The following is a 26,250-nucleotide window of genomic DNA, read 5'->3' on the forward strand; positions in this document are numbered from 1 at the left end:
CGCTTATCCCCCACCTCATCAAGTCAAGCACACACCCAGGCCAACCCCAGGCTGGCCTGGGTGTGTGCGGCTTTCAAATGAAAGAGGAGTGTCACGATGTTGTAAAGCGATGGCAGTAATATGCTCCAGCATCCACCTACTGGAGCTTCTCTGATGCTTATGCGCACACTCTGCACTGCGGCTACCCTGACCGGTCTCGTCATATCGTCAACCCTATTCGCTAATGAAAAGCTGGTGTTATATACCAGCCAGCCCAATAGCGATGCCCAGCAAACCGTTGATGCCTTTCAGGCAGCCTATCCAGATATCGAAGTGGAGTGGGTACGCGACGGCACGACACAGCTAATGACACGCCTGCGCTCTGAGCTTTCTGCTGGCGTCAGCAATCCTGATGTGCTGCTAATCGCCGACAGCATGACCATGGAGTCGCTTAAGCAGGAGGGCCACTTACAGCCCTATTTAAGCGACGAGCGCGACGGGTATGACGCTGACCTGTATGACCCTGAAGGTTACTACTACGGTACCAAGCTGATCACCACCGGTATTGTGTATAACACCGGCGCCGAGCATCAGCCGCAAAGCTGGCAAGACCTGCTGGGGCCTGACTATGCAGGCATGGTGACCATGCCCAGCCCGCTCTACTCCGGTGCGGCACTGATCCACATGGCGGCGATTAGCGCCAACCCCGAGCTGGGCACCGACTACTATGACGCACTGCATACCAATCGCACCGAAGCACAGGGGGGTAATGGCGGCGTCTTCAATGCCGTTGCGGCAGGTACCAAGCCCTACGGCATCGTGGTGGATTTTTTACCGATTCGTGAAGCGGCAAAAGGCTCGCCGGTGGCATTTGTATTCCCTGAAGAGGGCGTCAGCGCCGTCACCGAGCCAGTCGCCATCATGCAGGACTCCGAGAACCTGGAAGCCGCACAGAAATTTGTCGACTTTGTGATTTCACAGCAGGGCCAGGAGTTGGTGAGCCAGCAGGGCTACTTGCCCGCCCGCAGCGATATTACGCCTCCTGAAGGCTTCCCGGAGCGCGATAGCATTGCCTTAATGCCAGTCGATATTGAGCAGACGCTCGCGCAGGAAGCCGAGCTTAAACAGCGTTTTAGCGACCTCTTCGGCGGGTAACTATGACACCTGCCCTTACCTATAGCAGCCAGCACCGCTGGCTGCTTTCAGGCCTATTGATTGCCATTGTATTGCTGAGCCTGGCACCCAGTGTGCGCCTGCTGGTGGAAGCGTTGAGCGACCTTGGCCAGGGGCGGCAATCACCACTGTGGCAGACGCTCAACAGCGCAAGCACCTGGCGGGCACTATGGCATAGCCTGTATACCTCTGGACTCGGAATGCTGATTGCACTGGTACTGGGCAGCCTGTTCGCCTTTGCCATCACACTCACCAATGTGCGCGGCAAATCGTGGCTGGTGTTCTGCTTTATGCTGCCGATGATGATTCCTCCCCAGGTCACCGCTTTAAGCTGGCTGCAACTATTCGGCCCAGCCAGCCCGCTATTAAAAAGCATTGGCATGGCACCGCCGCTGGGCAGCCCACAGCCGCTCTACTCCGCAGAGGGCATTGCTCTACTGTTAGGCATTCAGAGCGCACCGCTGGTATTTCTGGCCCTGCGTACCAGCCTGCTGTCGCTGCCCCGGGAGCTTATCGAAGCTGCCCGTATTAGCGGCGCCAAACAGGCCCAGGTATGGGGCCATATCATTCTGCCGGTGACCCGCAGCGGCTTAATTGCCGGAGGTGCGATGGCATTTATCTCAAGCCTGGGTAACTTCGGCATTCCCGCCATGCTGGGCATTCCGGCGGGCTACTTTGTGCTGCCCACGCTGATCTACCAGCGTATGGCTAACTTCGGCACCGGCGTACTGGCCGAAATGGCGGCCCTGTCGCTGCTGATTGGCTTATTGGCACTAGCCGGGGTAGCGCTGCAGCAACACTTGATGGGCCGCAGCCGCTTTGGATTGGGTGGCCACAGCGGGCGCTCTCATGACTTTACGCTAGGTCGTTGGCGCAACCTGGCGACCGCAACGCTGGTGTGTATCTTACTGATTATCCTGGTCGCACCGCTACTTGCGCTGATCGTCAGCTCGCTAGTGCCCGCCGTGGGCGTACCACTGAACGCCAATACCGCCACGCTTAATGCGTATACCGAAGTGCTTGGGCGCCAAGTGGCAACCTGGCGGGCCATGCGCAACAGCCTATGGCTTGCCGGCAGTGCAGCCGTGGTGCTGATGCTATTGAGTCTGCCGCTGGCGTACCGGCTACAACGCTTACCGGAGCGTTGGCGCGGCGCGGTACTCAGCGCCATTGAGATTCCCTATGCGCTTCCCGGTGTGGTGTTGGCGATTGCCTGCATCCTGCTGTTTGTACGCCCACTGCCCATTATCAATGTAGCGCTCTACGGCACTCTGGGACTGATTTTTGTCGCCTATCTGGCACGCTTTCTAGTGGTCTGCGTCAAGCCCGTCTCAGCCAGTCTGGCGCAGCTTGATTCCTCCCTTGAAGAGGCGGCTCAGCTTTCAGGAGCAGGCCCTTGGCGGCGGCTCGGCGGCATCATCCTACCGCTGGTGGCACCCGCGCTTTTCGCAGGCGGGCTGCTGGTGTTCTTACTGGCAGTCAACGAACTCACCGTTTCCGCCCTGCTATGGAGCGCCGGTAACGAAACTCTCGGTGTGCTGATTTTCAACCTGGATCAAGGCGGCGAAAGCGTGCTGGCCTCTGCCCTGTCAGTGCTGGTGGTGATCATGGTTGCCGCCTTGATGCTGGCACTCAGCCTGATGGCGCCGCGCTTACCGAAAGGAGTCATTCCATGGCAGAGCTAGGCATATCAGGGCTAGATATTTCAGGGCTAAGCATGGCAGGACTAGCCATTGAGCGTGTGACCAAGCGCTTCGGCGAGCACACCGCGGTGGATTCGCTGTCGCTTCAGATTCAACCGGGGGAGTTTGTCGCCCTGCTCGGCCCGAGCGGCTGCGGTAAAACCACCATGCTGCGTATGTTGGCGGGTTTTGAGACAGTGAACGAAGGCCGTATTCAGCTAGGCAACCGCATCCTGGCCAGCAGCGAAACCCATGTGCCCCCTGAGCAGCGCAATATGGCCATGGTGTTTCAATCCTATGCGCTGTGGCCACATATGAGCGTTGCTGACAATGTCGGCTACCCGGTCAAACTGCGCGGCCTGCGCGGGGCGGCGTATCAGCAAAAGGTTCGGCAAGCGCTGGCGTTGGTTGAGCTTGAGGCCTATGCCGAGCGTATGCCCCAGGCCCTTAGCGGTGGTCAGCGCCAGCGCGTCGCGCTTGCCCGCTGTCTGGTTAGCGACCCATCGGTGGTGCTACTGGATGAGCCATTAGCCAACCTGGACCGACACCTGCGCGCCACCATGGAACATAGCTTTCGTGACTTTCATCGCCGCACCGGCGCCACACTGGTTTACGTCACCCACGACCAGAGCGAAGCCATGGCACTGGCGGACAAAATCGCCGTAATGAAAGCGGGCCAACTGGTACAGTGGGGAGCCCCGGAAACGCTTTACCGGCAGCCACGCACCGCATGGGTAGCAGGCTTTATTGGCCAGGGCAGCCAGCTACGGGTTGCCGCTGGTAGCCCAGGTAAGCACCTGGAGAGTGCTGTCCTGATGCGCGGACTCAATGCCATTGAGTCTGAGCGAACCCAAACGGTATTGGTGCGCCCGGAGCATATTCAGGTTAGCACAGCGCCCTCTCGCTCAAGCCAACTCACCGCTCAGGTGGAAAGCGTTATTTTCCGTGGTGAACGCTATGAACTCAGCCTGCGCCTGCCCAGCGGTGAGACGCTGCTGGCTTACCATCACACCGCACCTGAGCCGGGCAGCTACGTCGCCGTTAGCCTTGATCAAGGCTGGTGTCTGGAACCTGGGGCATGAGTGTACGCATCGAAATTCTCAGTGGCTTAGGCGATAAGGGCCCTGCTGCCATAGTGGTAGAAACACAAGGGAAACGCCTGCTGTTAGATGCAGGCGGCGCGCTGCACCCTGGCGATACCATTACCTGGGCAAACCAGGTAGACGTGGATGCAGTGCTGATCAGCCACGACCATATTGACCATATCGGCAGCGTGGCCGAACTAGCTGATAACCTGCCACTTTATTGCACGCCGCTGGTGGCTAACTCGTTGCCCAAAAACAGGTTATGGCGGCCCCTGCCGGAGCGCGGCACGCTGGATGTGGAAGGCATCACCGTTACCACCGGACAAGCAGGTCACTCGCTAGGCGGGGTTTGGCTACACTTAGCCGTCGGCAACGGGGTATTTTATAGCGGTGATGCCTGCTTTGAGTCGTTAGTATTTCCATTTGATACGCCACCCAAAGCAGCCATAGCGTTGTTGGACGCCTCCTATGGCACCTTTGACCAACCGCAGTCAGCGTGTCTCCACGCGATTAGCAAGCACTTTACTCAACCCCTGGCATTCCCGGTACCCGCCACCGGGCGCGGGCTGGAAATGGCGCTGTGGTTGATAGAAGAAGCTGAAACACGTGAGCTAACGCTAGCCATTGATCCAGATATTCGCGCCAATCTTGCCACCCTGTTGGCAATGCCTGCCACGTTGCGCCGCCCAGGTATTGATGCTTGCATTACGCACGCCCTGGCGCGAGGGAACGATGAAAATGCCACGCTACGGCTCGTCAATGATCGCGATGACACCCCGGAACAGTGGCCCGACCACCGGTTGCTACATACCGGCTACTTAACGCCTGTACGCCAAGCCCAACTGGCGGCGGGGGAAATAAGCTGGCAGCGCTGGAATGTGCACCTGCGCGCGTCGCACTTGCAGGCACTTGCCGTTCAGTTGGGCGCTACTCAGGTGGTACCACTGTTTACGTCACTCAACGATCAGGCGTTAAACGAGTGGTGCACGCTGCTAGGTACGCGTCTCTGCACGGCACCAATGTTTACCGCTCACTCTTCCAACCATTCCTCTTTAGGGAGTTTTGCATGACCGCAGTCATCGTTGATGTTGATGGCACGTTAGCCGAGTTTCATCCTCACCAGGTCAGTGACTGGGTATTAGGCAGCCAAAAACAGTGGGATCCCTTCTTTGCCCACATGGCCGAAGCCCCCGTCATTGAAGCGGTGGCCAAGCTGGTTAATATCCTGAAGGCCCAAGGCCAGCAGATCGTGATTTGCAGCGGACGCCCCGATAGCCACCGTGAACATACCCGGCGTTGGTTAGAGCGCCATACGATCCCCTTTGATGCCATGTACCTGCGCCCTGCTGGCGATGATCATGTGGAGGACGAGGTGGTGAAAGCAGCGCTTTTAGCGCGTATGCGCAACGATGGCTTCACTCCCTGGCTGGTGCTGGATGATCGCAATGCTGTTGTTGCCCAGTGGCGCGCGCTCGGCCTCACCTGCTTGCAGTGCGCGCCGGGGGATTTTTAAGCCTTTGCTCATCGACTTTTCGTACCAACCCTAGCGCGCTGCTGCCACACCAGCACCGCCAAGGGCACCAGCGCAACCGGGATGAGCAGTAGGTTCAGGGTTGCCCACCCCAGGCTGCTGACCAAAGGCCCGGCAAGCAACGCGGTGGTGGCAGCAGTACCAAACACTAAAAACTCGTTGGCGGCCTGGGCGCGCGCTTTATCCACCGGACGGTAGCTCTCGGTAAGCAGCCCAGTGGCGGGTAAAAAGGTGAAGTTCCAGCCCAGTCCCAGCAAAATAAGCGCGACGTTAAATCCCGCTAAACCGATACCCAGCTGTGCAACCAAAGCACTCGCCACCAGTAGCAGGCAGCCCGCCACGATGACCTGCCTGGCACCGTAGCGGGCGGCCAAATGGCCAGTAAAGAAGGAGGGTAAAAACATCGCTACCACATGCCACTGAATGGTCATTGAAACGTGGTTAAAGTGGTGCCCTGCCCCCGCCATGGCGAGCGGTGTGGCGGTCATGGCCAAGTTCATGACGCCGTAACCGACCATCGCAGCGCTCACCGCCACAATAAACCCTGGCTGGCGGAGTATCTTAGCCAACGGCAAAGCGACGCCTTCGCCATGAGTACGTGATGCCGGTGGTAATCGCGTCAGCATCAGCACCACTAATGCCACTGCGTAGAGGGCAGCTAAACCGGCAAAGCTACCCAAAAACGGCACCTCGCCCAGTTCACGGCTCACCCTGGCCAACCACGGCCCGGCAAACGCAGCCAGCACGCCGCCGCCCATCACCAAACCAATTGCCCGGTCACGCAGTTGCGCGGGAGCCGCCTCCACTGCGGCAAAGCGATATAGCTGGCCAAAGCCAATGCCGATACCAATCAACCAGGTCGCCAATAAGAACAAGCCAAAATGTTGGCTCATCAGTGCTTGCATAGCAACCAAAGCGCCCGCCAGCCCCACGACATTACCCAGTATAAAGCCGCGCTTACGGCCCAGCCTGGCCATAATTAACGAGGCTGGAATAGTGGCGCACATCAGCCCTAGCCACTGGGTGGCGACCGGCGCGGTCGACCAGGAACCACTGGGCGCCAAAGCGGCCCCAATCAGCGGCGAGACCGCAATCAGCAAGACGTTACCGGTGACCAACAGCGCTTGACAGAGCGATAACAGGGTGACCGTTACAGGCATGAGACATGCTCCATGGTGGAATCAGCATGAGAGGAGGCAAAACGTTGACGATAAACCGAGGGTGACACCCCGTAGTAGCGCTGAAACTGACGACGCAATTGTTCCGCCCCACCCAGCCTCCAGCGTTGTGCCAGACGCTCAAGAGATACCGGCTCCCGCGCATTGAGTAACGCCAGGCGTGCTTGTTCAAGGCGTAGCTGGGTCAGGTAAGCACCTGGTGTTGTGTTTAAGTGGCGCTTAAACTGCCGGGTAAGGTGGCGAGTTGAGACAGCCATCAGGTCAGCCATGCTCTCAAGCCCATGATCTGCGCTGGGATCAGCATGGAGTTGATCCAGTAAGCGACGCAGCGGGCCAGCCGTCTGCTGGCGTCGCAGTATCTCGCTAAACTGCGACTGACCGCCTGGGCGTTGTAAAAACACCACCAGTTCACGAGCTACTCGCCCTGCCAGCCCAGCACCGTGGTCTGCCTCTACCAATGACAGCGCCAGATCAATACCCGCCGTTACGCCTGCGCTGGTGTAGCGGCCATTGCTTTCGATATATAGCGCGTCGGGCTCGACGCTGAGCGCCGGGTACTCATCAGCCAATGTCTGGGCATGGCGCCAGTGGGTCGTCACACGACACCCATCCAGTAAACCGGCAGCGGCTAATAAGAACGCCCCAGAGCAGATAGATCCCAGGCGCCTAACCTGAGGAGCAACCTCACACAATACTTCTTTCACTGTGGCTATTTCACGCTGCTGCATCACGCCACTGCCGCCCGCCACCAGCAGCGTATCCAGTGGCCGTAAACGATTGAGCTGGTGGTAGTGATGAGTAGCGTGTACCGCTAAACCGCCGTTGGTGGCCACCGGGCCTACGGCATCGGCGACCAGCGTTAATTGATAGAGGGGTTGGGGGCTTAACGCATTGGCACTAGCAAAGACCTGCCAAGGGCCGCTGACATCCAGCAGTTGGCAGTCGGGATAGGCAAGCAGGGCAACATGGCGAGTCACAATCTCTCTCCATTAATGGAATAGAGAGAGTGTCAGCGCTACGCCCTGCGTCGGCAAGGACCATTACCCCACCGATACAGACATATGTCTAAATGAGCGGTATATCAGATCGGAATCAGCCCGTTCTCTCCAAGGGTGCATCCATCCTCCGAACACTAGCCACGAAGTCGCTAAAACGCTCGCCCTGGATGATGACATGCTCCCAAAGCGCCTGTTGCGCCAGAGCAGGGGCACCCTGTTCGATCGCATCCACAATGGCTTGATGCTCGTTTAGCGAATTATGCATGCGCTGACGAACCTGTAGCTGCAAGCGCCGGTAGGGTTTAAGCCGCTGCTTGAGTTGACGAGCTTCACTGGCCAGAAACGTATTGTGGCTAGCCGTATAAATACAGTCGTGGAACACCTCATTTTCGTAGTAATACTCGTCGGTATCGCCTGCCAAAGCTGCGGCCTCGCAGCGCTCATGGGCTGCCCGTAACGCCGACAACTCCGCTTCGCTTATACGGCGTGCAGCCAAACGGCCACACATCCCTTCCAATTCGGCCATTACTTCGAACATCTCAATCAGTTGATCAACACCCACTTTGGCAACGAAAGTACCTTTTTTGGGCGACACAGTAACAAGCCCACTGGCGACCAATTGTTGAAAGGCTTCCCGTACCGGTGTGCGGGAGACATTGAATTCTCGCCCAAGCGCCTCAGGATCCAACCGTTCACCCGGGGCACGGCGACCGTTAATAATATCGTCTTCCAGAGAGTCCCTGAGCAGCTGCGCGTTAGAACGCTTGGTGTCAGCCATACTTTATCTCCTAAATTTATGCCTCATCCGGTGGCTTTTGATGATGACATAAATTTGACACTAGCATATATAAAGACTATTGAAATATATATCATCAGCCATGATGAATACAAAAAGCAAATCCAAACACACAACAACAAATGATGGAGACGCCCCATGCAACGCTATTTGTTCCCTGCCATTACTGCGCTGGGCCTTACTATTGCTGCCTCTCATGCCAGTGCCAATACCGTTCTACGTGCCTCGCACCAGTTCCCCGGCGGCCAGGGGGATATACGTGACGAGATGGTTCAGCTAATGGCCCGTACTGTTGCGGAGGCCGATGTTGGCCTGACCATTGAAGTTTACCCCGGCCAATCGTTATTCAGGGCGCGTGAACAGTGGGGCGCGTTATCCCGCGGCAGGCTGGATATCACCTCGCTCCCTCTTGATTACGCCAGCGGCCGCCACCCGGAATTTTCCGCCACCTTGATGCCTGGGCTGGTGCGCAACCAGGAGCACGCCCAGCGCCTCAATGATTCCGACTATATGACGATGATTAAGGAGGTCATCCTGGAAGGAGGTGCACGGGTACTGGCAGACGCGTGGTTGTCAGGCGGTTTCGCCTCCAGTGAACAGTGCATCACCTCTCCGGATACGGTGGCAGGCCAAAATATCCGCGCGGCCGGCCCCGCCTTTGAAGAAATGCTCGAAGCCGCAGGGGCATCCATTGCGTCCATGCCCTCCTCAGAGATTTATACTGCCATGCAAACTGGCGTACTGGATGCAGCAAATACCTCCTCGATGTCGTTTATCTCTTTCCGACTCTATGAACAGGTTGAGTGCCTAACTGAACCGGGCGATTTTGCCTTGTGGTTTATGTACGAACCCATCCTGATTTCGGAGCAGGTGTGGCAACGGCTGAATGAAGAGCAACAAGCCGCCCTTCTGGAAGCTGGCAAGGCCGCCGAAGCGTTCTTTGCTGAGGAAGCCGCTGCCATCGACGAAGAAATGGCGACGATCTACCGTGAGAATGGCGTCGAAGTAGTGCGCATGAGCGAAGAAGAGTATAACGCCTGGCTTGATATCGCCCGGGAGACGTCTTACCAAAACTTCGCCGATAAGGTTCCTAACGGCCAAGCCATCATCGATGCGGCGCTAGCCGTCGAGTAAGTATTCCCCCATGACCGCTTTGGCCCCTCTGCTTCCTGAGTGGCCACATTTGTCCGCTGCTTGCTTAGCTTGACGAGGGAATCATGACAACTCCAACCACTCACCCTGCTGCACGCGGTGGGGTAATCGGCGGCTATATCCTATTGATGGATAGGCTCTCCCGACTATCGGCCTACCTTGCCTGCGCCATGTTTATGGCCGGGGTTCTGGTCATCTGCCAAATGGTATTTATCCGCTATGCCATGGGCATGAGTACCAGTTGGCAAACCGAATTCACCATTTTTTCTGTCACTGGCGCCATGCTGATGGGCAGCCCCTATGTGCTCATGACCGGCGGGCACGTTGCTATCACCATTTTACCGGACTCGCTGGGAGGCTTCGCTCAAAAAGCCATGCGGCTTGTGGCCTCGCTGTTTGGGCTGTGTTTTTGTGCCGCACTGGCCTATGCCTCCTGGGTATATGTGCTGGAAGCCATACACGGTAACTGGACGACCGGCTCCGTTTGGAACCCTCCCCTATGGCCTGCTCTCATGCCGGTGGCCGTTGGAACAACGCTTTTATCCCTACAGTACGTTGCTGAAATTTTGCGGCGGGAGGGCTAATCATGGATCCGATCACACTCGGTATTATCGTAGCTATTGGCCTCATCGTATTGATGGCCATTGGTACACCTATCGCCTTTGCCCTGGGGGGTATCTCTCTGCTGGCCCTGCTTTATGATCGCGGCCTGCCGGAACTGATCTATTTTGGCGAAACGTTTTTTGACCGCATTGCTGAATTCGGTTTTGTGGCAATCCCCATGTTTATTCTTATGGGCGCTGCCGTCGCCTCTTCCCCTACGGGCCGAGACCTGTACCGTTCGCTGGATTTATGGATGGGTCGGCTGCCGGGCGGCTTGGCGGTATCCAATATCGGGGCCTGCTCCATATTCGCCGCGCTTTCTGGCTCCTCGCCAGCAACCTGTGCCGCTATCGGTAAAATGGGTATTCCCGAGATGCGCAGACGTGGCTATCCCGATGGCGTTGCTGCCGGCTGTATTGCTGCTGGTGGCACCCTGGGGATTCTGATTCCTCCATCGGTCACCATGATTATCTACGGCATCTCTACGGAAACCTCTATTGGCCGTCTGTTTATTGCCGGCGTCGTTCCGGGGTTTATGCTGGCCGGGCTGTTTATGATATGGACCATGATTGCCTGCAAACTCGCTGGTGGGTATGACAATCCCCTGGCCGCTTCCACTGAGAAGATGAAACAAACCATCAAACAAAACGTGGACGCCAACGTCAAAGCGCTGGTGCGGGTATTGCCCTTTTTAGGGGTGGTCGCTGGCATTCTGTTTGCCCTTTATGGCGGCGTGGCAACACCCTCCGAAGCAGCCGGTGTGGGGGCCTTCCTTTGTCTGGCGCTGGCGGTTGTGATTTATCGCATGTGGAAACTGGGCCCGCTGAAACTGATTATGCGCGACTCGTTGCGAGAGAGCGTGATGATCATGCTGGTGATCGCCACTGCTGAAGTATTCGCGTATGCCCTCTCCTCCATGTTTATTACCCAAACAGTAGCCGCCGCGATTGCCAACCTGGAAGTCAATCGCTGGGTACTGATGGGTGTCATCAATCTCTTTCTGTTAGTTGCAGGTTTCTTTCTACCGCCTGTGGCTGTCATCGTCATGACCGCTCCGATCTTGCTGCCCATTATTCTGGCTGCGGATTTTGACCCCTACTGGTTCGCCGTTATCCTAACCATTAATCTTGAAATTGGCCTTATCACCCCACCTGTTGGACTCAACCTCTTCATTATTAAAGGTATCGCACCGGATATCTCATTAAGGGATATTTTAATGGGCAGCCTGCCTTATGCCCTTTGCATGGTGCTGGGCATTCTGTTGCTGTGCTTTTTCCCAGGTATCGCGCTGTGGCTACCCAACCTGATCATGGGCTAAAGGAGGCTTATTTATGAACATGACTTTTCTCCAGGAGTTGTTTAACAACATCACCCAGCGTGATGCCTTGTTAAGGCGCAAGCACCCGGAAACGCAAACACCTGACCATGGCCAGTTGGTAAAAGCCTGCCAGACGCTGCTGGCCAGTGATGGAGAAGCCTCCAGCATTGCGCTTGCCAGTCGGGCACTGGCAATCTACCAACGCCTTTCTGACGCCGAAAAGCGCAGTTTTTTTACTCGCTTATCTGAAGACTTTGCCGCTGACCCCAACCATATTGATGATACCTACCAAGCCTATCAAACCAGTCGTAATAACCACACTCTGCAAGCGCTGTTTGAAGCCTGTGAACCGCGGCGTCAGGAGTTGTTTCGGCGCTTAAACCTGGCCAGCGGCGGTACCTATGACCTGGTAAAAATGCGCGAAGATCTGCTCACGTTACTGCGGGACGAGCCAGGTTTAGCACCTATCGACGATGATTTTGCGCACCTGTTCAGTTCATGGTTTAACCGTGGCTTTTTGATGCTAAAGCGTATTGACTGGAATACACCCGCCTCCATTCTGGAAAAGATTATCCGCTATGAAGCGGTTCATGAAATCCAGGACTGGAACGATCTACGTCGTCGGCTGGATGCCAGGGATCGCCGCTGTTTTGCCTTCTTTCATCCCGCCATTGGCGATGAGCCACTGATTTTCGTGGAAGTAGCGCTGTATAAAGGATTGCCAAGCCGCATTCAACCCATTCTAAAGGGAGAGGAAGATGGATGGGTGGATACTGACAATGCAGATACCGCTGCCTTTTTTGGCATCAGTAACTGCCAAACCGGCCTGAGGGGAATCTCCTTCGGCAACTTCCTGATCAAACAGGTGGTTCAGGAACTCAGCCAGGAACTTCCCCAGCTCAAACATTTCGTTACCCTTTCCCCCGTACCTGGCTTCGCCCAATGGCTGGCTGAGCAGCAGCATGCTGAGCAATGGCCGGAAGTGGTCCGCGAAACGTTGGCTGAACTGAAGTTGCCTGACTGGCAGCAGGATAAACAGCGGGCCGAACGGCTAAAAGCGCTAGTTCGCCCCCTGGCGGCCTACTACCTGGTGGACCAAAAGAACCACTACGGGCTACCACAGAACCCGGTCGCCCGCTTCCATTTGGGCAATGGTGCTGAATTGCATCGTATTAATTGGCTGGGCGATATATCCGCCAAGGGGCTGACTCAGTCTGCTGGCCTGATGGTTAACTATCTTTATGTGCTTGATGACATTGAGCGCAACCACGAAAGCTATACAGCAAAGGCGGCGGTTGCCTGCTCTAACGAAGTGCGCGACCTCGCACGTCGCGCCCGGAAGCTGGCCAAGGGAGAGACCACCAAATGAGCCATAATCTATTCAAAACCTTTGCCAAGCGTATGCGCGAACGTGCCACCGCCAACTTTATTACCACCCGTGAAGAGCGGAATTACACCTACCAGGATGCGCTGGATACCAGCGCGCAACTAGCCGGTGCTCTCACCCAGCTTGGCGTTAAAAGCGGTGACAGGGTTGCCGTTCAGGTGGATAAAAGCCCGGAAGCTATACTTCTCTACCTCGCCTGCCTACGTATCGGCGGTGTCTACTTGCCACTGAATACTGGCTATACCAGCGATGAAATATGCTACTTCTTAAGTGATGCCGAACCCGCACTCTTTGTATGCCGACCAGCCGCTGCTGACGAAGCACGCACGATTGCCGCCCAGACAGGCTGCCCTGCGGTTGAAACCCTGGGTACCAATGCTGATGGCAGCCTGATGGAAAAGTCCCAGAGAGCGGAGCCCCGTAATGACATAGTGGCATTGGGGGAACGAGACCTGGCCGCCATTCTGTATACCTCGGGCACTACCGGGCGTTCAAAAGGGGCGATGCTGACCCACCGTAACTTAGCCTCCAATGCCGCAACGCTGGTGGAGGCATGGCACTTCAGTGCCGAGGACCGGCTAATCCACGCACTGCCAATTTTCCATACCCACGGCCTGTTCGTGGCGTGTAATGTCACCTTGATGGCGGGAGCCAGCATGCTCTTTCTGGCTAAATTCGATGCCGATATCATCTTCGCTGAGCTGCCCCGGGGGAGCGTTATGATGGGTGTCCCCACCTTTTATACCCGCCTGATACAGGACAAACGCTTGACGCCCGAGGTGACGGCCCAGATGCGCCTGTTCGTTTCCGGGTCCGCTCCACTTACTGCCGAAACTCACGAGGCGTTTAAGGCCAAAACCGGTCACGCCATCCTTGAGCGGTATGGCATGACTGAAACCAATATGAATATCTCCAACCCCTACGAAGGCGAACGCCGAGCGGGCACGGTGGGTACGCCACTTCCCGGTGTAGAAATACGCATCACCGACCGGCAAACCGGTAAAGCAGTCCCCCAGGGGGAGATCGGTATGCTGCAGATTCGCGGGCCGAATGTGTTTATTGGCTACTGGCGAATGCCTGAAAAAACCCGCGAAGAACTGCTAGAAGATGGCTTTTTCATAACGGGCGATCTCGCCACGGTGGACGAGCAAGGCTATGTACATATTGTGGGCCGGGATAAGGATCTTGTTATTTCAGGTGGCTACAATGTTTACCCGAAAGAAGTAGAACAAGTTATTGATGAATTGGAACAGGTGGCGGAATCCGCAGTGATTGGGCTGCCCCATCCTGATTTTGGCGAGGGGGTAACCGCCGTGGTGGTACCTCAGCGAGGTACCCATGTGGACGAAACCACCATTTTGGGATACCTGGAAGGCCGACTGGCGAAGTACAAGCAACCCAAACGTGTCTTTTTTGTTGATTCGCTACCGCGTAACACCATGGGCAAAGTGCAAAAAAACGAACTGCGTAAGCGCTTCTCGGGCACCTACCAAACTGCCTAACGGTTAACCCCATCACCAATGGCGCTCTCCTGGCGGAGCGCCTTCACTTCCTATCACTCAATCTTAAACGCAGTTTAACGCCATACCGCGCTCTGCTATGTCACAATGGCAGGTCACAATGGTGACTATTCACTTACATCCACACGGAAGATGAGCAATATGGTGCACTACCTGCAGGGGCTTCCCCACTTTTTTGCCTACTTGATTGGTGCGCTTGTGCTGCTTGCCACCTTTATGTATTGCTACAGCCGTATTACTCCACACCATGAGTGGGAGCTCATACGTGCAGGTAATGCTGCCGCAGCACTTGCTTACGGGGGCTCGATATTAGGCTTTACCATCCCGCTGTATAGCGCTATGGCCAATTCAGTCAGCTACCTCGATTTTGTTCTCTGGGGCGTGATCGCGTTTGGAGTACAGTTGGCGACATTTTTTGCCCTTAAGCTGTTCCTGCGTCAGCAAGGGGAAAGCCTGTCTCAGCATATTACCGAAGGTCATCAGGCTTACGGCACGCTGGTGGGCAGTATCTCCATCGCGGTTGGCCTGATCAACGCGGCCTCAATGACCTGGTAAAGGAGAGGAGAGCAGTAATGGATAAACATAACCACCCAGCGCATTTACCCCGGCGTAAACGTAGTACCCGCCTATCGTTGGCCATGATGGGAGCCAGTGCTTTTGGTTTAACCGCTTGCGGCCAGCCTGCAGAAGATGAACACATCACGGATGTTCGCTTTGATGAGCCCAGAAGTTTTCAAAGTGTTGACGAGTGTGTGGCTGCGAATGTGTATACCCGCAGTGCCTGCGAAGATGCCTATGCCGCATCGCTTGAGTCCGTTCCCCGCTTTAATACCCTGGAGGCCTGCGAAGCCGAACACGGCGAAGGTGCCTGTGTCGCGCCTAATGAAGAGCAGGCACAGGCAACTAGCAGTGGCGGCAGCTGGTTTATGCCCGCCATGATGGGCTATATGGTCGGCAGTATGCTGTCGAACACTAACCGGGGCCGTTCCTTCGAACGCGTCTATCAAGAGCCGGTTTATCGTAATCGCCAGAACCAGGGCAATTGGAATACTGCCGCTAACCAGGCCACTCAGCGTGTCAATCAACGCAACGATGCCATGCGTAACTCGGTAGTACAGAGCCGCCAGACAGCAACACGGCGAGGCCTGGGTACGCGATCAGCCTCCTGGGGTTCATAGCAGGGAGTTTCTATGCTGCGGGTCGATGTTGCTGAACGCCCTAACTGGCAAGCCCTGGCCCACGAGCTGGGGTTTCATTTTCACACCATTGAGGGCGCCCCTTACTGGAAAGAGGATGCCTATTACCAGTTCACCCTTGAGCAGGTGGAACGGGATATTGAGGCTCCCACCGAAGCACTCCATGAAATGTGTATGGAGTTGGTGGATAAGGTGTGTCACTCCAATGCCTTGATGCAGCGTTTGGCGATCCCCGAATTTATGTGGGATGCTATTCATCACTCGTGGAAAACGGGGCAACCGCATCTCTATGGGCGGATGGACTTTGCCTACTCCGGCGATGGTCCGGCTAAATTGCTGGAACTGAACTACGACACGCCGACATCACTTTATGAAGCGGGCTTTTTTCAGTGGGTATGGCTTGAACAGGCGATTGAACAGGGCATCCTCCCCCGCCATGCCGACCAGTATAATTCGATCCAGGAACGCCTGATAAATGCCATGGCGCATTTAGGCGACCGCCTGGAGCGGCGCACACTCTACTTCTCCTGCGTTAAGGGCAGTGACGAAGAGCGTGCAACGGTTAGTTACTTACAGGATGTGGCACTACAGGCAGGGCTGAACGCACCATTCATTTTCACCGAAGATATCGGTCTACAGCCGGGAAATACGCATTTTATGGACCTGGATGATCACCCCATCACCGCTATTTTCAAGCTCTACCCCTGGGAAGAGATGGCCGACGATGCCTTTGGCGAACAGGTGCCGTTACTTGACACCCACTGGTTCGAGCCGCCCTGGAAAGCCATCTTATCCAATAAAGGGGTTCTACCGCTGCTTTGGGAGCACTTTGAGGGCCACCCCAACCTGCTGCCCGCCTTTTTTGATACCGATAAAAGCAGTGCTTTATCTCCAGGCTGGGTACGCAAACCCTTTTTCTCACGGGAAGGCAGCAATATTACCCTGGTAACCCCAGCAGGTCAGCGCGAAGCCGTTGGCGGCCCCTACACGGATAGCCCATGTATACAACAAGCCTTTCACCCGCTTCCTCACTTTAAAGGCAAGCACGCGCTGATCGGTAGCTGGGTCGTGGGTGACCGCGCATGCGGCATGGGGATCAGGGAAGATACAGGACGCATTACCAAAGACACATCATGCTTTGTCCCCCACGCCATTATTTAGGTTGAGGATTCAAGCGGCGCTCGCGCCTTCAGACATAACCGCTGCGGGAGCTGTTGTAAAAGTCATCTCTTCATTCCCCTGCGTTAGTACATAAACTGGACAGTGTTCATAAAAACCGCTGAAATCGTTGTTAGCGTGCAGCACCAGCTCGTTTTTATAATACTAACCGTATCAAACCTTCCCCTCTTTATCAGGGCCATCGGTTCACTTGGAGCAACGGCGACAATGACGGCGCGTTGGAAATCACTGCCCTTGAGGCTACGTCTCTTTCTCTCATTTGGAACAGTTTTGGCATTGATCATGCTGTTGGCGCTCTCCCTGCAAACCCGGTCCCATAGCCAGGCACGCTTGGAGCACCTGTTAAACGATGAGTTGCCTGCCCAGGTAGAGAGCCTGACCGCACGCCTGAATCTTCGCTTAAGCCCTGCCCTGGCCCTTTCTGGGCATCTCGCTAACAGCTACTTCATTGAACAGTGGGTGCAGGAAGGCCTGCCAGAGGCACAACAACCGGATATTACGCTTTACCTTTCCCGGCTAATGGCACAGTTGGATACCGAACTGCTTTTTATTACCGCTCAATACCAAGGGCGGGGCTATTACTTTCAGTATCGGGACGGTGAACTGATACAACGCACACTCCAAGACCCCGGCAGCGAAGATGACTGGTACTACACCTTTACTGATAGCAATGCTACCTATAACTTAAACTTAGATAGCGACACCTTTTCTCCCGATGATACCTTTGTTTTTCTGAATTTTCGCAGCGATGCCGAAGCACCCAACAGTCGCCCCCTGGTCGTGGCCGGTGCGGGACTTGAGCTTTCTCACATAATCCAACCGATTGAGGATTTTCGCCTGGGCGCCACGGGCAGTGCAGCACTTCTTAACGAGCAGGGTGAGCTACTGGTACGCAGCAACAACGAAGTTGCCGCGATTCGCGAAGTTGCAGACGAGCTGTTACCAAACAACGGTAAGCCACACGTACAAGAGGTAAACCATAACAACCAGGCGTTTCTGGTGACGAGCCTCTGGGTTCCAGAGATCCAACGCTACCTCGTGGTTGAGGTTTCAAAAACGGATTACCTGGCTTCCATTCGTGAACGGTTCATGGCTTCGATTGGCTTAGGCCTGCTGATTTTGTTGGCTGGTCTGGCCATTCTGTACCCTTTAACCGGTAGTTTAATTCGTCCTTTAAAGCGCTTTCAGCGCCAGCTAAAAGAGATTACCCATAGTTTGGATCTATCCCGTCGGGTTGAAACCGATGATCGGGCAGAACTAGGTGATTTAGCTGATCAAACCAATAAATTACTGACCCGGCTCTCCCAAGCCATTATGGCGGTTTCCACTAATGCGCTTTCACTCACCAAGGTTGCCAATCGTCTGGCGCATACGGCAGGGCTATCCGGCGTACAAGGTGGGGACATTAGCCACGAGGCCAACCAGACCATGGCAGCCGCAGTGGAGGAGATGGCCTCCTCTGTGGCCGAGATCACCTCCACGATGGAAGAACTTTCCACCTCGTCCACGCAAATAGCTGACCACTCCCAGTCAGTGGTTGAAGTGGCCAACCAGACACTTGAACGTAGCCGCAAAGGCAGTACGGCTATGCAACTTCTGCAGTCAAAAATGCAGGACATCCGCAGCGATAGCGAACAAAGCCTTGCGGAAATTATGACACTCGGCACGAAATCGAAGCAGATCAGCAAAGTCATGGAGCTTATCAACACACTCGCCGCCCAGACGAAGTTAATCGCCTTTAACGCGGCGCTGGAAGCTTCAAGCGCAGGCGAGTCGGGTCGTCGCTTTTCAGTCGTCGCCAATGAGATTCGTCGCTTGGCGGATAGCGTTACCGACTCAACCCAGGAGATCGAAGGGCATACAGATGAGATTCAAAATGCCATTAACCGTTTAGTGGTGGCATCTGAAAAAGGGGCATCCTCCATTGAGCAGGGGGTTGAGGCCAGTATGAACACAGCACAGGATCTGGAAGCTTTATTGAAAGCAGCCAGCCAAACCAGTAGTGCTGCCCAGCAGATATCGCTTTCGACACAGCAACAAAAAACAGCCAGTAACCAGGTTGTTATTGCGCTGCGCGATATTGATACGGCCAGTAGTCGCAATGCGCAATCGGTGCGCAGTATCACGGAGATCAGCCAGGAAATGGTTAAGATGTCCGCAGAGCTAAACGCATTGGTACAGGAGTTCACTCTGGTGCAGCAACACGCTGATCAATAACGACCATCGTAAGGATGTTTGAATGAGTGCAATTCGGGTTTTAATGGCGGACGACAGCCAATTGGCTCGCGATGTGCTGCGCGACATTCTTACCCGGGATGGCGATATTGAGATTGTGGGTGAAGCAACCAATGGAAGCGAGGCCGTCGAGCTTGCCCGCCGTTTATCGCCCCAGCTAATTACTATGGATCTCAATATGCCGGTGATGGATGGACTAAGTGCCATCGAGGAGATCATGCACACCAAGGGTGTACCTATTTTGGTGGTTAGTGACCGTTCCGACGCTGAAACGGCTTATCAAGCACTTGAAGTGGGAGCGCTTGAGGTAATGCCCAAACCCACCCTGGTTGAGGAGGACGCCGAGCACTTATTGGCGCGGGTGCGTCTTCTGTCCGGGGTGGCCGTGATTACGCGGCTGCGCCGCCGTCTGGCGGCAACACGTCTTATCGTGCCCGTGATACCTGCCCCCGTGATACATCGCGCGTCAACAAAAGCTGCACGCCCCATTATCGCTATTGCCTGCTCAACCGGCGGGCCGCAAGCACTGGCACGTATTTTGAGCAAATTGCCAGCCAGCTTTGCAGTTCCTATTGTGATTTCTCAGCATATTAGTCATGGTTTTATTGACGGCATGGCGCACTGGCTGGCATCGCTATGTTCCTTACCGGTCAGCGTTGCCAAAAATGGGGAGCGTCTTAAGCCAGGCTGTATCTACCTGTCTCCCTCGGAAAGTAATCTTCGCGTGACCACTTACCACCGCTTCCAGCTCCAGCCAAGCCCAGCTAATGCGCTATATCATCCCAGTTGCGATGCGCTGCTAAGTAGCGTTGCAGATGTTTATGGTGCTGATGCCATAGGCGTTATTTTAACCGGTATGGGCCGTGATGGCGTTCAAGGCATGCGTGCGATTCATCTGGCAGGGGGCACCACATTCGCCCAGGACGAAGCAAGTTCGGTGATCTATGGCATGAACCAGGAAGCCGTCAATGCAGGCGTGGTCAGACATATTGTCCCTCTTGATGACCTGACAGAAAGACTACTGAGGGAGACGCGCGGCCGCGCCTTCTCCTCCTGGCCGGAATTACTATGAGCACGCTTAACCCTTTCAAAACGCTGGTGCGCCAGCGCTGCGGCCTGCATTTAGAGGGTTTGGCGGAAACACGCTTAGTCAAGGCACTGGAGTCTCTCTATGAGATGACAGGACTGACCACCCCCCAGGCACTCATCTCACGCTTATCACTCGACAACGACTTGTTTGACCATCTCATTAGCCAACTGACGGTTAATGAAACCTATTTTTATCGTGAGCCTGAAGCACTTACCTGGTTAACGAATATCTATTTGCCCCAGCGCCTTGCCGAAAAAGGCCGTCCACTACATATTTTTAGTGCTGGCTGCTCATCAGGTGAAGAGCCTTATAGTGTCGGCATGGCCCTGCTAGAACGCTACGGTGAACAAGCAACACAACTCTTTAGCATCACCGGAGGCGATGTAGACCAGCAAGTGCTTGGTAAAGCACAAATGGGGGTCTATAGCGGCATGTCCTTTCGGGCGCTACACCCATTGCTGAAGAGTCGTTACTTTAGTCCTGAAGGAGGCAGGTTCAAGCTAAAGGAGCCACTTAGGCAGTGGGTCAATTTTAATCTTTTTAATTTATTAGGGCCGATTGAACACACCATTGGCGGCCCCTTTGACGTCATCTTATTTCGTAATGTATCCATCTATTTTGACGAAGTCACCCGGCGTGCCATTCAGCAACGCTTAAGCCAGCTACTCGCTGAGGATGGTGTGTTGCTGTGCGGTGTAACAGAAACCCTGGGCAATGACCTGGGTGTACTGGAGTTGGCCGAAACACAAGGCGTGTTTTATTTCCATCGCCCTAAGGCTCGACAGCGGCCACCTGAAGAAGCCAACGCCCTGCCTGACATTCCCCCCGTTGCGCCAACCACCACCTTGACTACCAGCCGCCCTGGTACTCACACATCCAGTCAGCCGTTAATGACGGAGCTTCCTGGGGAGCACTTTAATGATGCGTTGCATAAAGCGCATACGCTACTCAACCAAAACGCCTTTGACGAAGCCGAGCTGCTTTTAGAACAGTTACTCACCCAGCAGCCATGGAGTGTCGATGCGTTACTGCTGTCAGGCTTAGTCGCGCGCTGGCAACAAGATGCCCAGCTCTCTTACGAATACTTTAAGCGCGCCATCTACGTTGCCCCCGAGTGCTGGCCAGCACACTTCTATCAAGCCGAGCTGTTTCGCCTGGGGGAGTTGCCTGATGCACCGGTTCAGCGCCAGCGCGGGTATAGCGCTGTTATCAGAGTGTTAGAGGCCTTGCCAAACGCTAAAGGCGCATTACAGGCGATTTCCTCTCCGATTCCGCCAGGAGACGCACTGTTTTTAGCTAAACGCCACCTCGAAACGCTACCAGCCACACAGGGAGCGGGCTAATGGCACTGGATATACGACGCTTTATTCAGCGGTTTATTGAAGAAGCTGCTGATCACCTGCCCCACCTGCGGGGGGGTGTTGAAGCCTTGGAGCAGGGCGATACCAACCCGGAACGAGTCAATGAACTGTTTCGTGCGGCCCATACGCTCAAAGGCTCTTCGCGTATGCTGAAACTGGTGCCCATTGCCACCGTCGCCCACAGCACGGAAGAACTGCTAAGTGCCTTGCGTGATGGTACTCAGACCGCAACACCCAACGTGATAAGCCTGCTTCACCAAGCGATCGATGCACTCGCCGGTCTTGTCAACCTACTTGCCCAAGGCACACCACCAGCCGAACTTCCTGACACCGATCTTGAGCTTTGCCAAGCGCTGGAATCTGCTGCGGCGGGAGTTCCTCCGCCCTCTTCAACAATGCCCTCCGCACCAGGGGATTCGTCATTTGAAACGGGCACCTCCATCAGCCCTGCCCCCGAGACCACAGCTAAACATCCACCTTCGGTTGAAAACAAGCCGCCCTTAAACGAACTTCGCTTAAGCGATACAGTGCGGGTCCGGCTGGACCGTCTCGACGATGTGATACGCCTGATGGGGGAAGTACTCTCGGGCCATCATCATCTGCACACGTTAGTGGAGCACGCCCACTTGTTGGGATCCTTGCTACCGGCGGAGCAGCAAGCCCCCATTACCGCCTTTAGCCGTGAATTGAAGGACAGTGTGCTTGCCCACGACGCGTTAATGAGTGACCTGCACGACCGGGCGCTGCAGATGCGTATGCTCCCCCTTAGCGTCGTGTTTGATCCGCTTGCACAAATGGTTCGAGACCTGGGCCTCTCGCTGGGCAAGCAGGTTAATTGCCGGGTTGTCGGTAGCGAAATCGAGCTTGACCGGCAGATGATCGACCACCTGTCAGATCCACTTATCCATCTGCTGCGTAACGCCCTGGACCACGGATTGGAAACCCCCGAAGAGCGTCAGGCATCAGGAAAACCGCCGCGAGGGCAACTGACCCTGGAAGCCTGGCAAGACGGTGGCTGGGTGGTCATTGAAATGCGCGATGATGGCGCAGGCATTGCAGTAGACACGGTACGTCAAAAGGCGGTCGCCAAAAGCCTGCTGAGTGAAGAGCAGCTACTCACGCTGAGTGACCAGGAAACCCTGGAGCTGATTTTCCTGCCGGGGTTCTCAACCAAAACAATGATTACCGACCTTTCTGGTCGCGGTGTGGGTATGGATGTTGTTAAACGCACTGTTGTCGATGAGTTAAGCGGTGATCTGCATATCTCCAGCGAAGAGGGTAAAGGCACCACCTTTACATTGCGCATGCCGCTTTCGCTGGCCATGATGCGCGTACTGTTGGTTCAGGTCGGCCAGATCACTCTGGGGGTCACGGCACCCTATGTGGCAGAGCTGGTTGAGCGCTCGCCCAGCAACTTTATCGATGCAGCCGGACAGACGACGCTTATCTTGCGTAATGAGTTTGTGCCAGTGCTATCGCTGGCGGATTTGTTGGAGCTACCTAAAACCGAGCACCCTGCTGACGACGTATTGCTGCTTGTTGTCCACCAGCGCCACCAAAAGCTGGCGCTGATAGTTGATGCCCTGGTAGACGAGCGGGACATGGTCATCAAACCGCTTCCCTCTCACCTGCGCCACCAGCCGTTGGTATCCGGCATGGTATCCCATGGCCGCAATTCGCTGGTCAGCTTATTGCACGTTCCAGCGCTGCTTGAACGCTCTCGCCGGAAAACCCAGCTGGATAGCGCCACCGCTCACTCCAATGCATCCCACACCCATCGCATCCTGGTAGTGGATGACTCCCTCAATACCCGAGAGATTGTAAAAGACGTGCTGGAAGCCTGGGGATATCAGGTAACACTGGCGGAAAATGGCCGGGATGGGCTTAATAAGGCACTAGCAGAACCTTTCGATGCGGTACTGACTGATGTTGAAATGCCCATTATGGACGGTTTTGCGCTCACAGCCAGTCTGCGCGAGAATGACCTTTATCGCCATAAGCCAATTATTATTATCACCTCGCGGGAAAAAGAGGTTGACCGCCGCCGCGGCATCGAAGTAGGCGCTGATGCCTACATCGTTAAAGGCAGCTTTGATCAAAATAATTTGGTAGATACGCTGAAGGCTTTACTAGGCTAAGCGAATGCCTGTAACAATGAGGTTCCCCATGCGAATATTGGTCGTAGACGACGACCCCCTGGCCGGAGAAATGACAGCGGCGCTGCTTGAATTTCAGGGTCACACGCCTGTCCTGGCAAATGATGCCATGGAGGCTATTAACCAGCTTGACAACCTTGAGGACATCGCGCTCATCATTAGCGATATGCATATGCCGCTTATCAATGGAGTGGAATTACTGGAAATGCTACGTGAACAAGGGATCATACTGCCTTTTATCCTGCTTACCGGCGATACTTCGCATTCAGCGCTGAAGCAGATGCCAGGCCTAAGTGCCTGCCTGCAAAAGGATGCAGAGTTGGAACACACCCTGGGGCAAGCTGTTAAACAAGCACTTAATGGCTAATACTATGCTCTCTCTTTCCATTGTATCGCTTGCCAACCTGCACAGGTCGCCTGATGTCACCCCCTGCTTCCACGTTGCACGATAAGCTTAACCAACTTCGACAACGGTTTATTGACCAGTTGCCGGCACGCTTACAGCAAGCCGCCACCCTGTGGCAACAGAGCCGTGCATCAGCCCCGGCGGAAGCACGTCTGGCACCAGAATTACACCGCTTTTTCCATAGTTTAAAAGGCACGGGACGTTCCTTGGGTTTTGAACGAATCGCCATGCTGGCCGACCAAGGAGAAGAAGCACTCACAGCAGCAACCGCTCCTCATGACCTTGAGCACACCATTCCCTGGCTACTTCAGCAACTCGGCGAAGAACAGCAACGCTTGCAGTCCCAACCAGGCCAGCGAAAAGCACTGGCCACGCTCAATAGCGTGGAGTTTTCATCCAACTCCACCCAGGTTCGCAATAAACGCCAACGACTCATTTACCTGTGCGACGATGAGCCTGACCAGGTTAGCCAGTTGCTGCATCACTTGCGCTGTTTCGGGCATGAAGTCATCCATTTTGAAGACACTGATGCATTTTTTAACGCCGTGCTTACCCGTCGTCCTGATGCCATCATTATGGATGTACAGTTTCCCCAGGGAAATACCGCAGGCACCGAGACCCTTACCAGTCTGAACAAGCTGACAGGCGAACGGTTATCTTCCATTGTGCTGTCTGCCCATGGTGATTTTTACTCCCGCCTGAGTGCAGTACGTGCTGGGTGTAACGGCTACTTTACCAAACCGGTTAAACCACTGGACCTGTTACTGGCTGTGGATGAACTCACCGCACCGCCTGATGATGAGCCGCTGCGTGTATTGATCGTGGATGACGAACCTGATATTGCCACCTACCATGCACTACTGCTTGAAGAGGCTGGCATGGTGGTACATCAGGTGAATCATCCGGCAGATGCACTGCGTGCACTTGACCGCTTTAGCCCCGACTTACTCCTGGTGGATGTCTACATGCCGGTGTGCTCTGGGGAGGAGCTGGCTAACATTATTCGCCAGCAGCCAGAATACGTGGGCCTGCCAATTATCTATTTATCCAGCGAGACTGACAGCCAAAAGCAGCTCTCGGCCATGACAGCAGGCGTCGAAGCATTTATTACCAAACCGGTGATTCCAGAAGAACTTGTATCTGCGGTCAGACTGCGGGCTGAACGCTTGCGCTTACTACGTTCATTGATGACCCGTGACAGTATGACCGGGCTGTTCAACCATAGCACCACGACCGATTTAATCGGCAAAACCCTGTCCCAGGCACACCGTGATAACAGCCAGCACGCCATGGCGATGATTGATATTGATCACTTCAAAGAAGTCAATGACACCCATGGCCATCTGGCCGGGGACCAGGTGATTATCACCTTGGCAAGACTACTTAAAACCCGCCTGAGAGCATCCGATATTATCGGTCGCTACGGCGGGGAAGAGTTCGTTGTACTATTGAAGGGGATAAACGCTGAGCGAGCGGCAGAACTCATTGATGAGCTGCGTAACGACTTTGAGCTGGTTGATTTTCATGCTGGAGGCGAGTGCTTTAACTGCACCTTTAGCGCGGGGATCAGCAGCTTTCCCGACTCCCCCTCCACTGAGGCACTGCGCTTAAATGCTGACCAAGCGCTTTACCTTGCCAAACACCAGGGTCGCAATAAGGTCGCTATCAGCACGGAGCCGGAGTATGACCGACACCAAACATCACACCAATGAGCCCCAACGTGTGGTACTTGAGGAGGCGCTGGAGCATAACGCTGTCGACCACACTATCGTTGACGTGGATGAGCCCTGCCAACAGCTGGTGTTGTTTCGTTTGGCAGGGCAGCGATTCGCTCTGCCTGGCAAGGCGGTTAAGGAAATTTTAAGTGGCGACCAGCCGGTTTATTTTGTACCGGGGCTGCCTCCATCGACTGAAGGCGTTATCCACCTGCGTGGCAAGGTTGAATCCCTGATCACCTTGCAACCGCTGCTGGGACTACCCACCAGCGACCAGCGTGGCATGATTTTACTGGTGTCTGCGGGAGGTATTCGCAGCGGAGTACGCATTGAACATTTGGATGATGTTTGCGATGTTCCCCTTAGCTCACTCAAGCCCGCCCCGGAAACTCTGCCCAGTGAGCTACGCCCTTATGTCAGCGCACTCTGGCAACCGGACGAGAGCACCGCTACCGCGCTGCTTGATGCAGACGCCCTATTTAGCGCCTATCAGCAGGGTCTGGGCTAAGT

At 55.1% G+C, this 26,250-nt stretch carries 23 protein-coding genes; 20 read left to right on the forward strand and 3 right to left on the reverse strand.

The annotated features are described in order from the left end of the window. Positions 1-153: 153 nt before the first annotated feature. Genes HP566_RS13300 through HP566_RS13320 form a run of 5 tightly spaced genes read left to right on the forward strand, consistent with a single transcriptional unit; the run spans position 154 to position 5,432 of the window. Positions 154-1,134 (forward strand): ABC transporter substrate-binding protein, encoded by a 981-nt coding sequence (locus tag HP566_RS13300; protein WP_249977750.1) that lies wholly within the window; start codon positions 154-156, stop codon positions 1,132-1,134. Between the two features lie 2 nt (positions 1,135-1,136). Beyond that, positions 1,137-2,837 carry an ABC transporter permease gene (locus HP566_RS13305; RefSeq protein ID WP_249977751.1) on the forward strand — a complete coding sequence of 567 codons (1,701 nt, stop codon included), beginning with the start codon at positions 1,137-1,139 and terminating at the stop codon, positions 2,835-2,837. A gap of 32 nt (positions 2,838-2,869) precedes the next feature. After that, positions 2,870-3,916, forward strand: a complete 1,047-nt coding sequence (locus tag HP566_RS13310) for an ABC transporter ATP-binding protein (RefSeq protein ID WP_425348200.1) — start codon at positions 2,870-2,872, stop codon at positions 3,914-3,916. Beyond that, the gene (locus HP566_RS13315; protein WP_249977753.1) at positions 3,913-4,989 is read left to right on the forward strand and encodes an MBL fold metallo-hydrolase; all 1,077 of its coding nucleotides are present in this window, start codon (positions 3,913-3,915) and stop codon (positions 4,987-4,989) included. The genes HP566_RS13310 and HP566_RS13315 overlap by 4 nt, the downstream gene beginning before the upstream one ends. After that, entirely contained in the window at positions 4,986-5,432 is a 447-nt protein-coding gene (locus tag HP566_RS13320) for an HAD family acid phosphatase (protein WP_249977754.1), read from the forward strand. Before HP566_RS13315 ends, HP566_RS13320 begins: the two co-directional genes overlap by 4 nt. Positions 5,433-5,440: 8 nt before the next feature. On the opposite strand, the gene HP566_RS13325 is transcribed toward HP566_RS13320, so the two are convergent. The 3 genes from HP566_RS13325 to HP566_RS13335 all read right to left on the reverse strand — a co-directional run bounded on the left by HP566_RS13325 (position 5,441) and on the right by HP566_RS13335 (position 8,404). Continuing rightward, positions 5,441-6,610 (reverse strand): MFS transporter, encoded by a 1,170-nt coding sequence (locus HP566_RS13325; protein ID WP_249977755.1) that lies wholly within the window; start codon positions 6,608-6,610, stop codon positions 5,441-5,443. After that, a complete protein-coding gene (locus HP566_RS13330) occupies positions 6,601-7,605 on the reverse strand; it encodes a GlxA family transcriptional regulator (RefSeq protein ID WP_249977756.1) in 1,005 nt (334 codons plus the stop codon). The genes HP566_RS13325 and HP566_RS13330 overlap by 10 nt, the downstream gene beginning before the upstream one ends. 115 nt (positions 7,606-7,720) lie before the next feature. After that, positions 7,721-8,404 (reverse strand): GntR family transcriptional regulator, encoded by a 684-nt coding sequence (locus HP566_RS13335; RefSeq protein ID WP_249977757.1) that lies wholly within the window; start codon positions 8,402-8,404, stop codon positions 7,721-7,723. Between the two features lie 156 nt (positions 8,405-8,560). On the opposite strand from HP566_RS13335, the gene dctP reads away from it, so the two are divergent. The 15 genes from dctP (at position 8,561) to HP566_RS13410 (ending at position 26,248) form a co-directional block, all read left to right on the forward strand. Then, a complete protein-coding gene (gene dctP, locus HP566_RS13340) occupies positions 8,561-9,556 on the forward strand; it encodes a TRAP transporter substrate-binding protein DctP (RefSeq protein WP_249977758.1) in 996 nt (331 codons plus the stop codon). A gap of 83 nt (positions 9,557-9,639) precedes the next feature. Then, positions 9,640-10,158, forward strand: a complete 519-nt coding sequence (locus tag HP566_RS13345; protein WP_249977759.1) for a TRAP transporter small permease subunit — start codon at positions 9,640-9,642, stop codon at positions 10,156-10,158. Positions 10,159-10,160: 2 nt separating this feature from the next. Next, positions 10,161-11,495, forward strand: a complete 1,335-nt coding sequence (locus HP566_RS13350; RefSeq protein WP_249977760.1) for a TRAP transporter large permease — start codon at positions 10,161-10,163, stop codon at positions 11,493-11,495. A gap of 13 nt (positions 11,496-11,508) precedes the next feature. Beyond that, positions 11,509-12,864 (forward strand): malonyl-CoA decarboxylase, encoded by a 1,356-nt coding sequence (locus HP566_RS13355; RefSeq protein ID WP_249977761.1) that lies wholly within the window; start codon positions 11,509-11,511, stop codon positions 12,862-12,864. Next, complete coding sequence (locus HP566_RS13360) at positions 12,861-14,384, forward strand: malonate--CoA ligase (protein ID WP_249977762.1); 1,524 nt, start codon at positions 12,861-12,863, stop codon at positions 14,382-14,384. Before HP566_RS13355 ends, HP566_RS13360 begins: the two co-directional genes overlap by 4 nt. A 159-nt stretch (positions 14,385-14,543) precedes the next feature. Continuing rightward, positions 14,544-14,957, forward strand: coding sequence for a DUF350 domain-containing protein (locus HP566_RS13365; RefSeq protein WP_249977763.1), 414 nt, complete (start codon positions 14,544-14,546; stop codon positions 14,955-14,957). A 17-nt stretch (positions 14,958-14,974) separates the two neighbouring features. Next, complete coding sequence (locus HP566_RS13370) at positions 14,975-15,580, forward strand: DUF1190 domain-containing protein (RefSeq protein WP_249977764.1); 606 nt, start codon at positions 14,975-14,977, stop codon at positions 15,578-15,580. Positions 15,581-15,592: 12 nt separating this feature from the next. Continuing rightward, complete coding sequence (locus HP566_RS13375) at positions 15,593-16,759, forward strand: glutathionylspermidine synthase family protein (protein ID WP_249977765.1); 1,167 nt, start codon at positions 15,593-15,595, stop codon at positions 16,757-16,759. A gap of 225 nt (positions 16,760-16,984) precedes the next feature. After that, positions 16,985-18,994, forward strand: coding sequence for a methyl-accepting chemotaxis protein (locus HP566_RS13380; RefSeq protein ID WP_249977766.1), 2,010 nt, complete (start codon positions 16,985-16,987; stop codon positions 18,992-18,994). A gap of 22 nt (positions 18,995-19,016) precedes the next feature. After that, complete coding sequence (gene cheB / locus HP566_RS13385) at positions 19,017-20,084, forward strand: chemotaxis-specific protein-glutamate methyltransferase CheB (protein WP_249977767.1); 1,068 nt, start codon at positions 19,017-19,019, stop codon at positions 20,082-20,084. Then, a complete protein-coding gene (locus tag HP566_RS13390) occupies positions 20,081-21,445 on the forward strand; it encodes a CheR family methyltransferase (RefSeq protein ID WP_249977768.1) in 1,365 nt (454 codons plus the stop codon). Before cheB ends, HP566_RS13390 begins: the two co-directional genes overlap by 4 nt. Then, the gene (locus tag HP566_RS13395; protein WP_249977769.1) at positions 21,445-23,601 is read left to right on the forward strand and encodes a hybrid sensor histidine kinase/response regulator; all 2,157 of its coding nucleotides are present in this window, start codon (positions 21,445-21,447) and stop codon (positions 23,599-23,601) included. The genes HP566_RS13390 and HP566_RS13395 overlap by 1 nt, the downstream gene beginning before the upstream one ends. A 28-nt stretch (positions 23,602-23,629) precedes the next feature. Further along, positions 23,630-23,986 carry a response regulator gene (locus tag HP566_RS13400; protein ID WP_249977770.1) on the forward strand — a complete coding sequence of 119 codons (357 nt, stop codon included), beginning with the start codon at positions 23,630-23,632 and terminating at the stop codon, positions 23,984-23,986. A gap of 53 nt (positions 23,987-24,039) precedes the next feature. Next, complete coding sequence (locus HP566_RS13405) at positions 24,040-25,737, forward strand: diguanylate cyclase (RefSeq protein WP_249977771.1); 1,698 nt, start codon at positions 24,040-24,042, stop codon at positions 25,735-25,737. Further along, complete coding sequence (locus HP566_RS13410; protein ID WP_249977772.1) at positions 25,709-26,248, forward strand: chemotaxis protein CheW; 540 nt, start codon at positions 25,709-25,711, stop codon at positions 26,246-26,248. Before HP566_RS13405 ends, HP566_RS13410 begins: the two co-directional genes overlap by 29 nt. The last annotated feature ends 2 nt before the right edge of the window (positions 26,249-26,250 follow it).

Origin of the sequence: Vreelandella olivaria, assembly GCF_023507745.1 — a bacterium.
Taxonomy (GTDB): Bacteria; Pseudomonadota; Gammaproteobacteria; order Pseudomonadales; family Halomonadaceae; genus Vreelandella; species Vreelandella olivaria_A.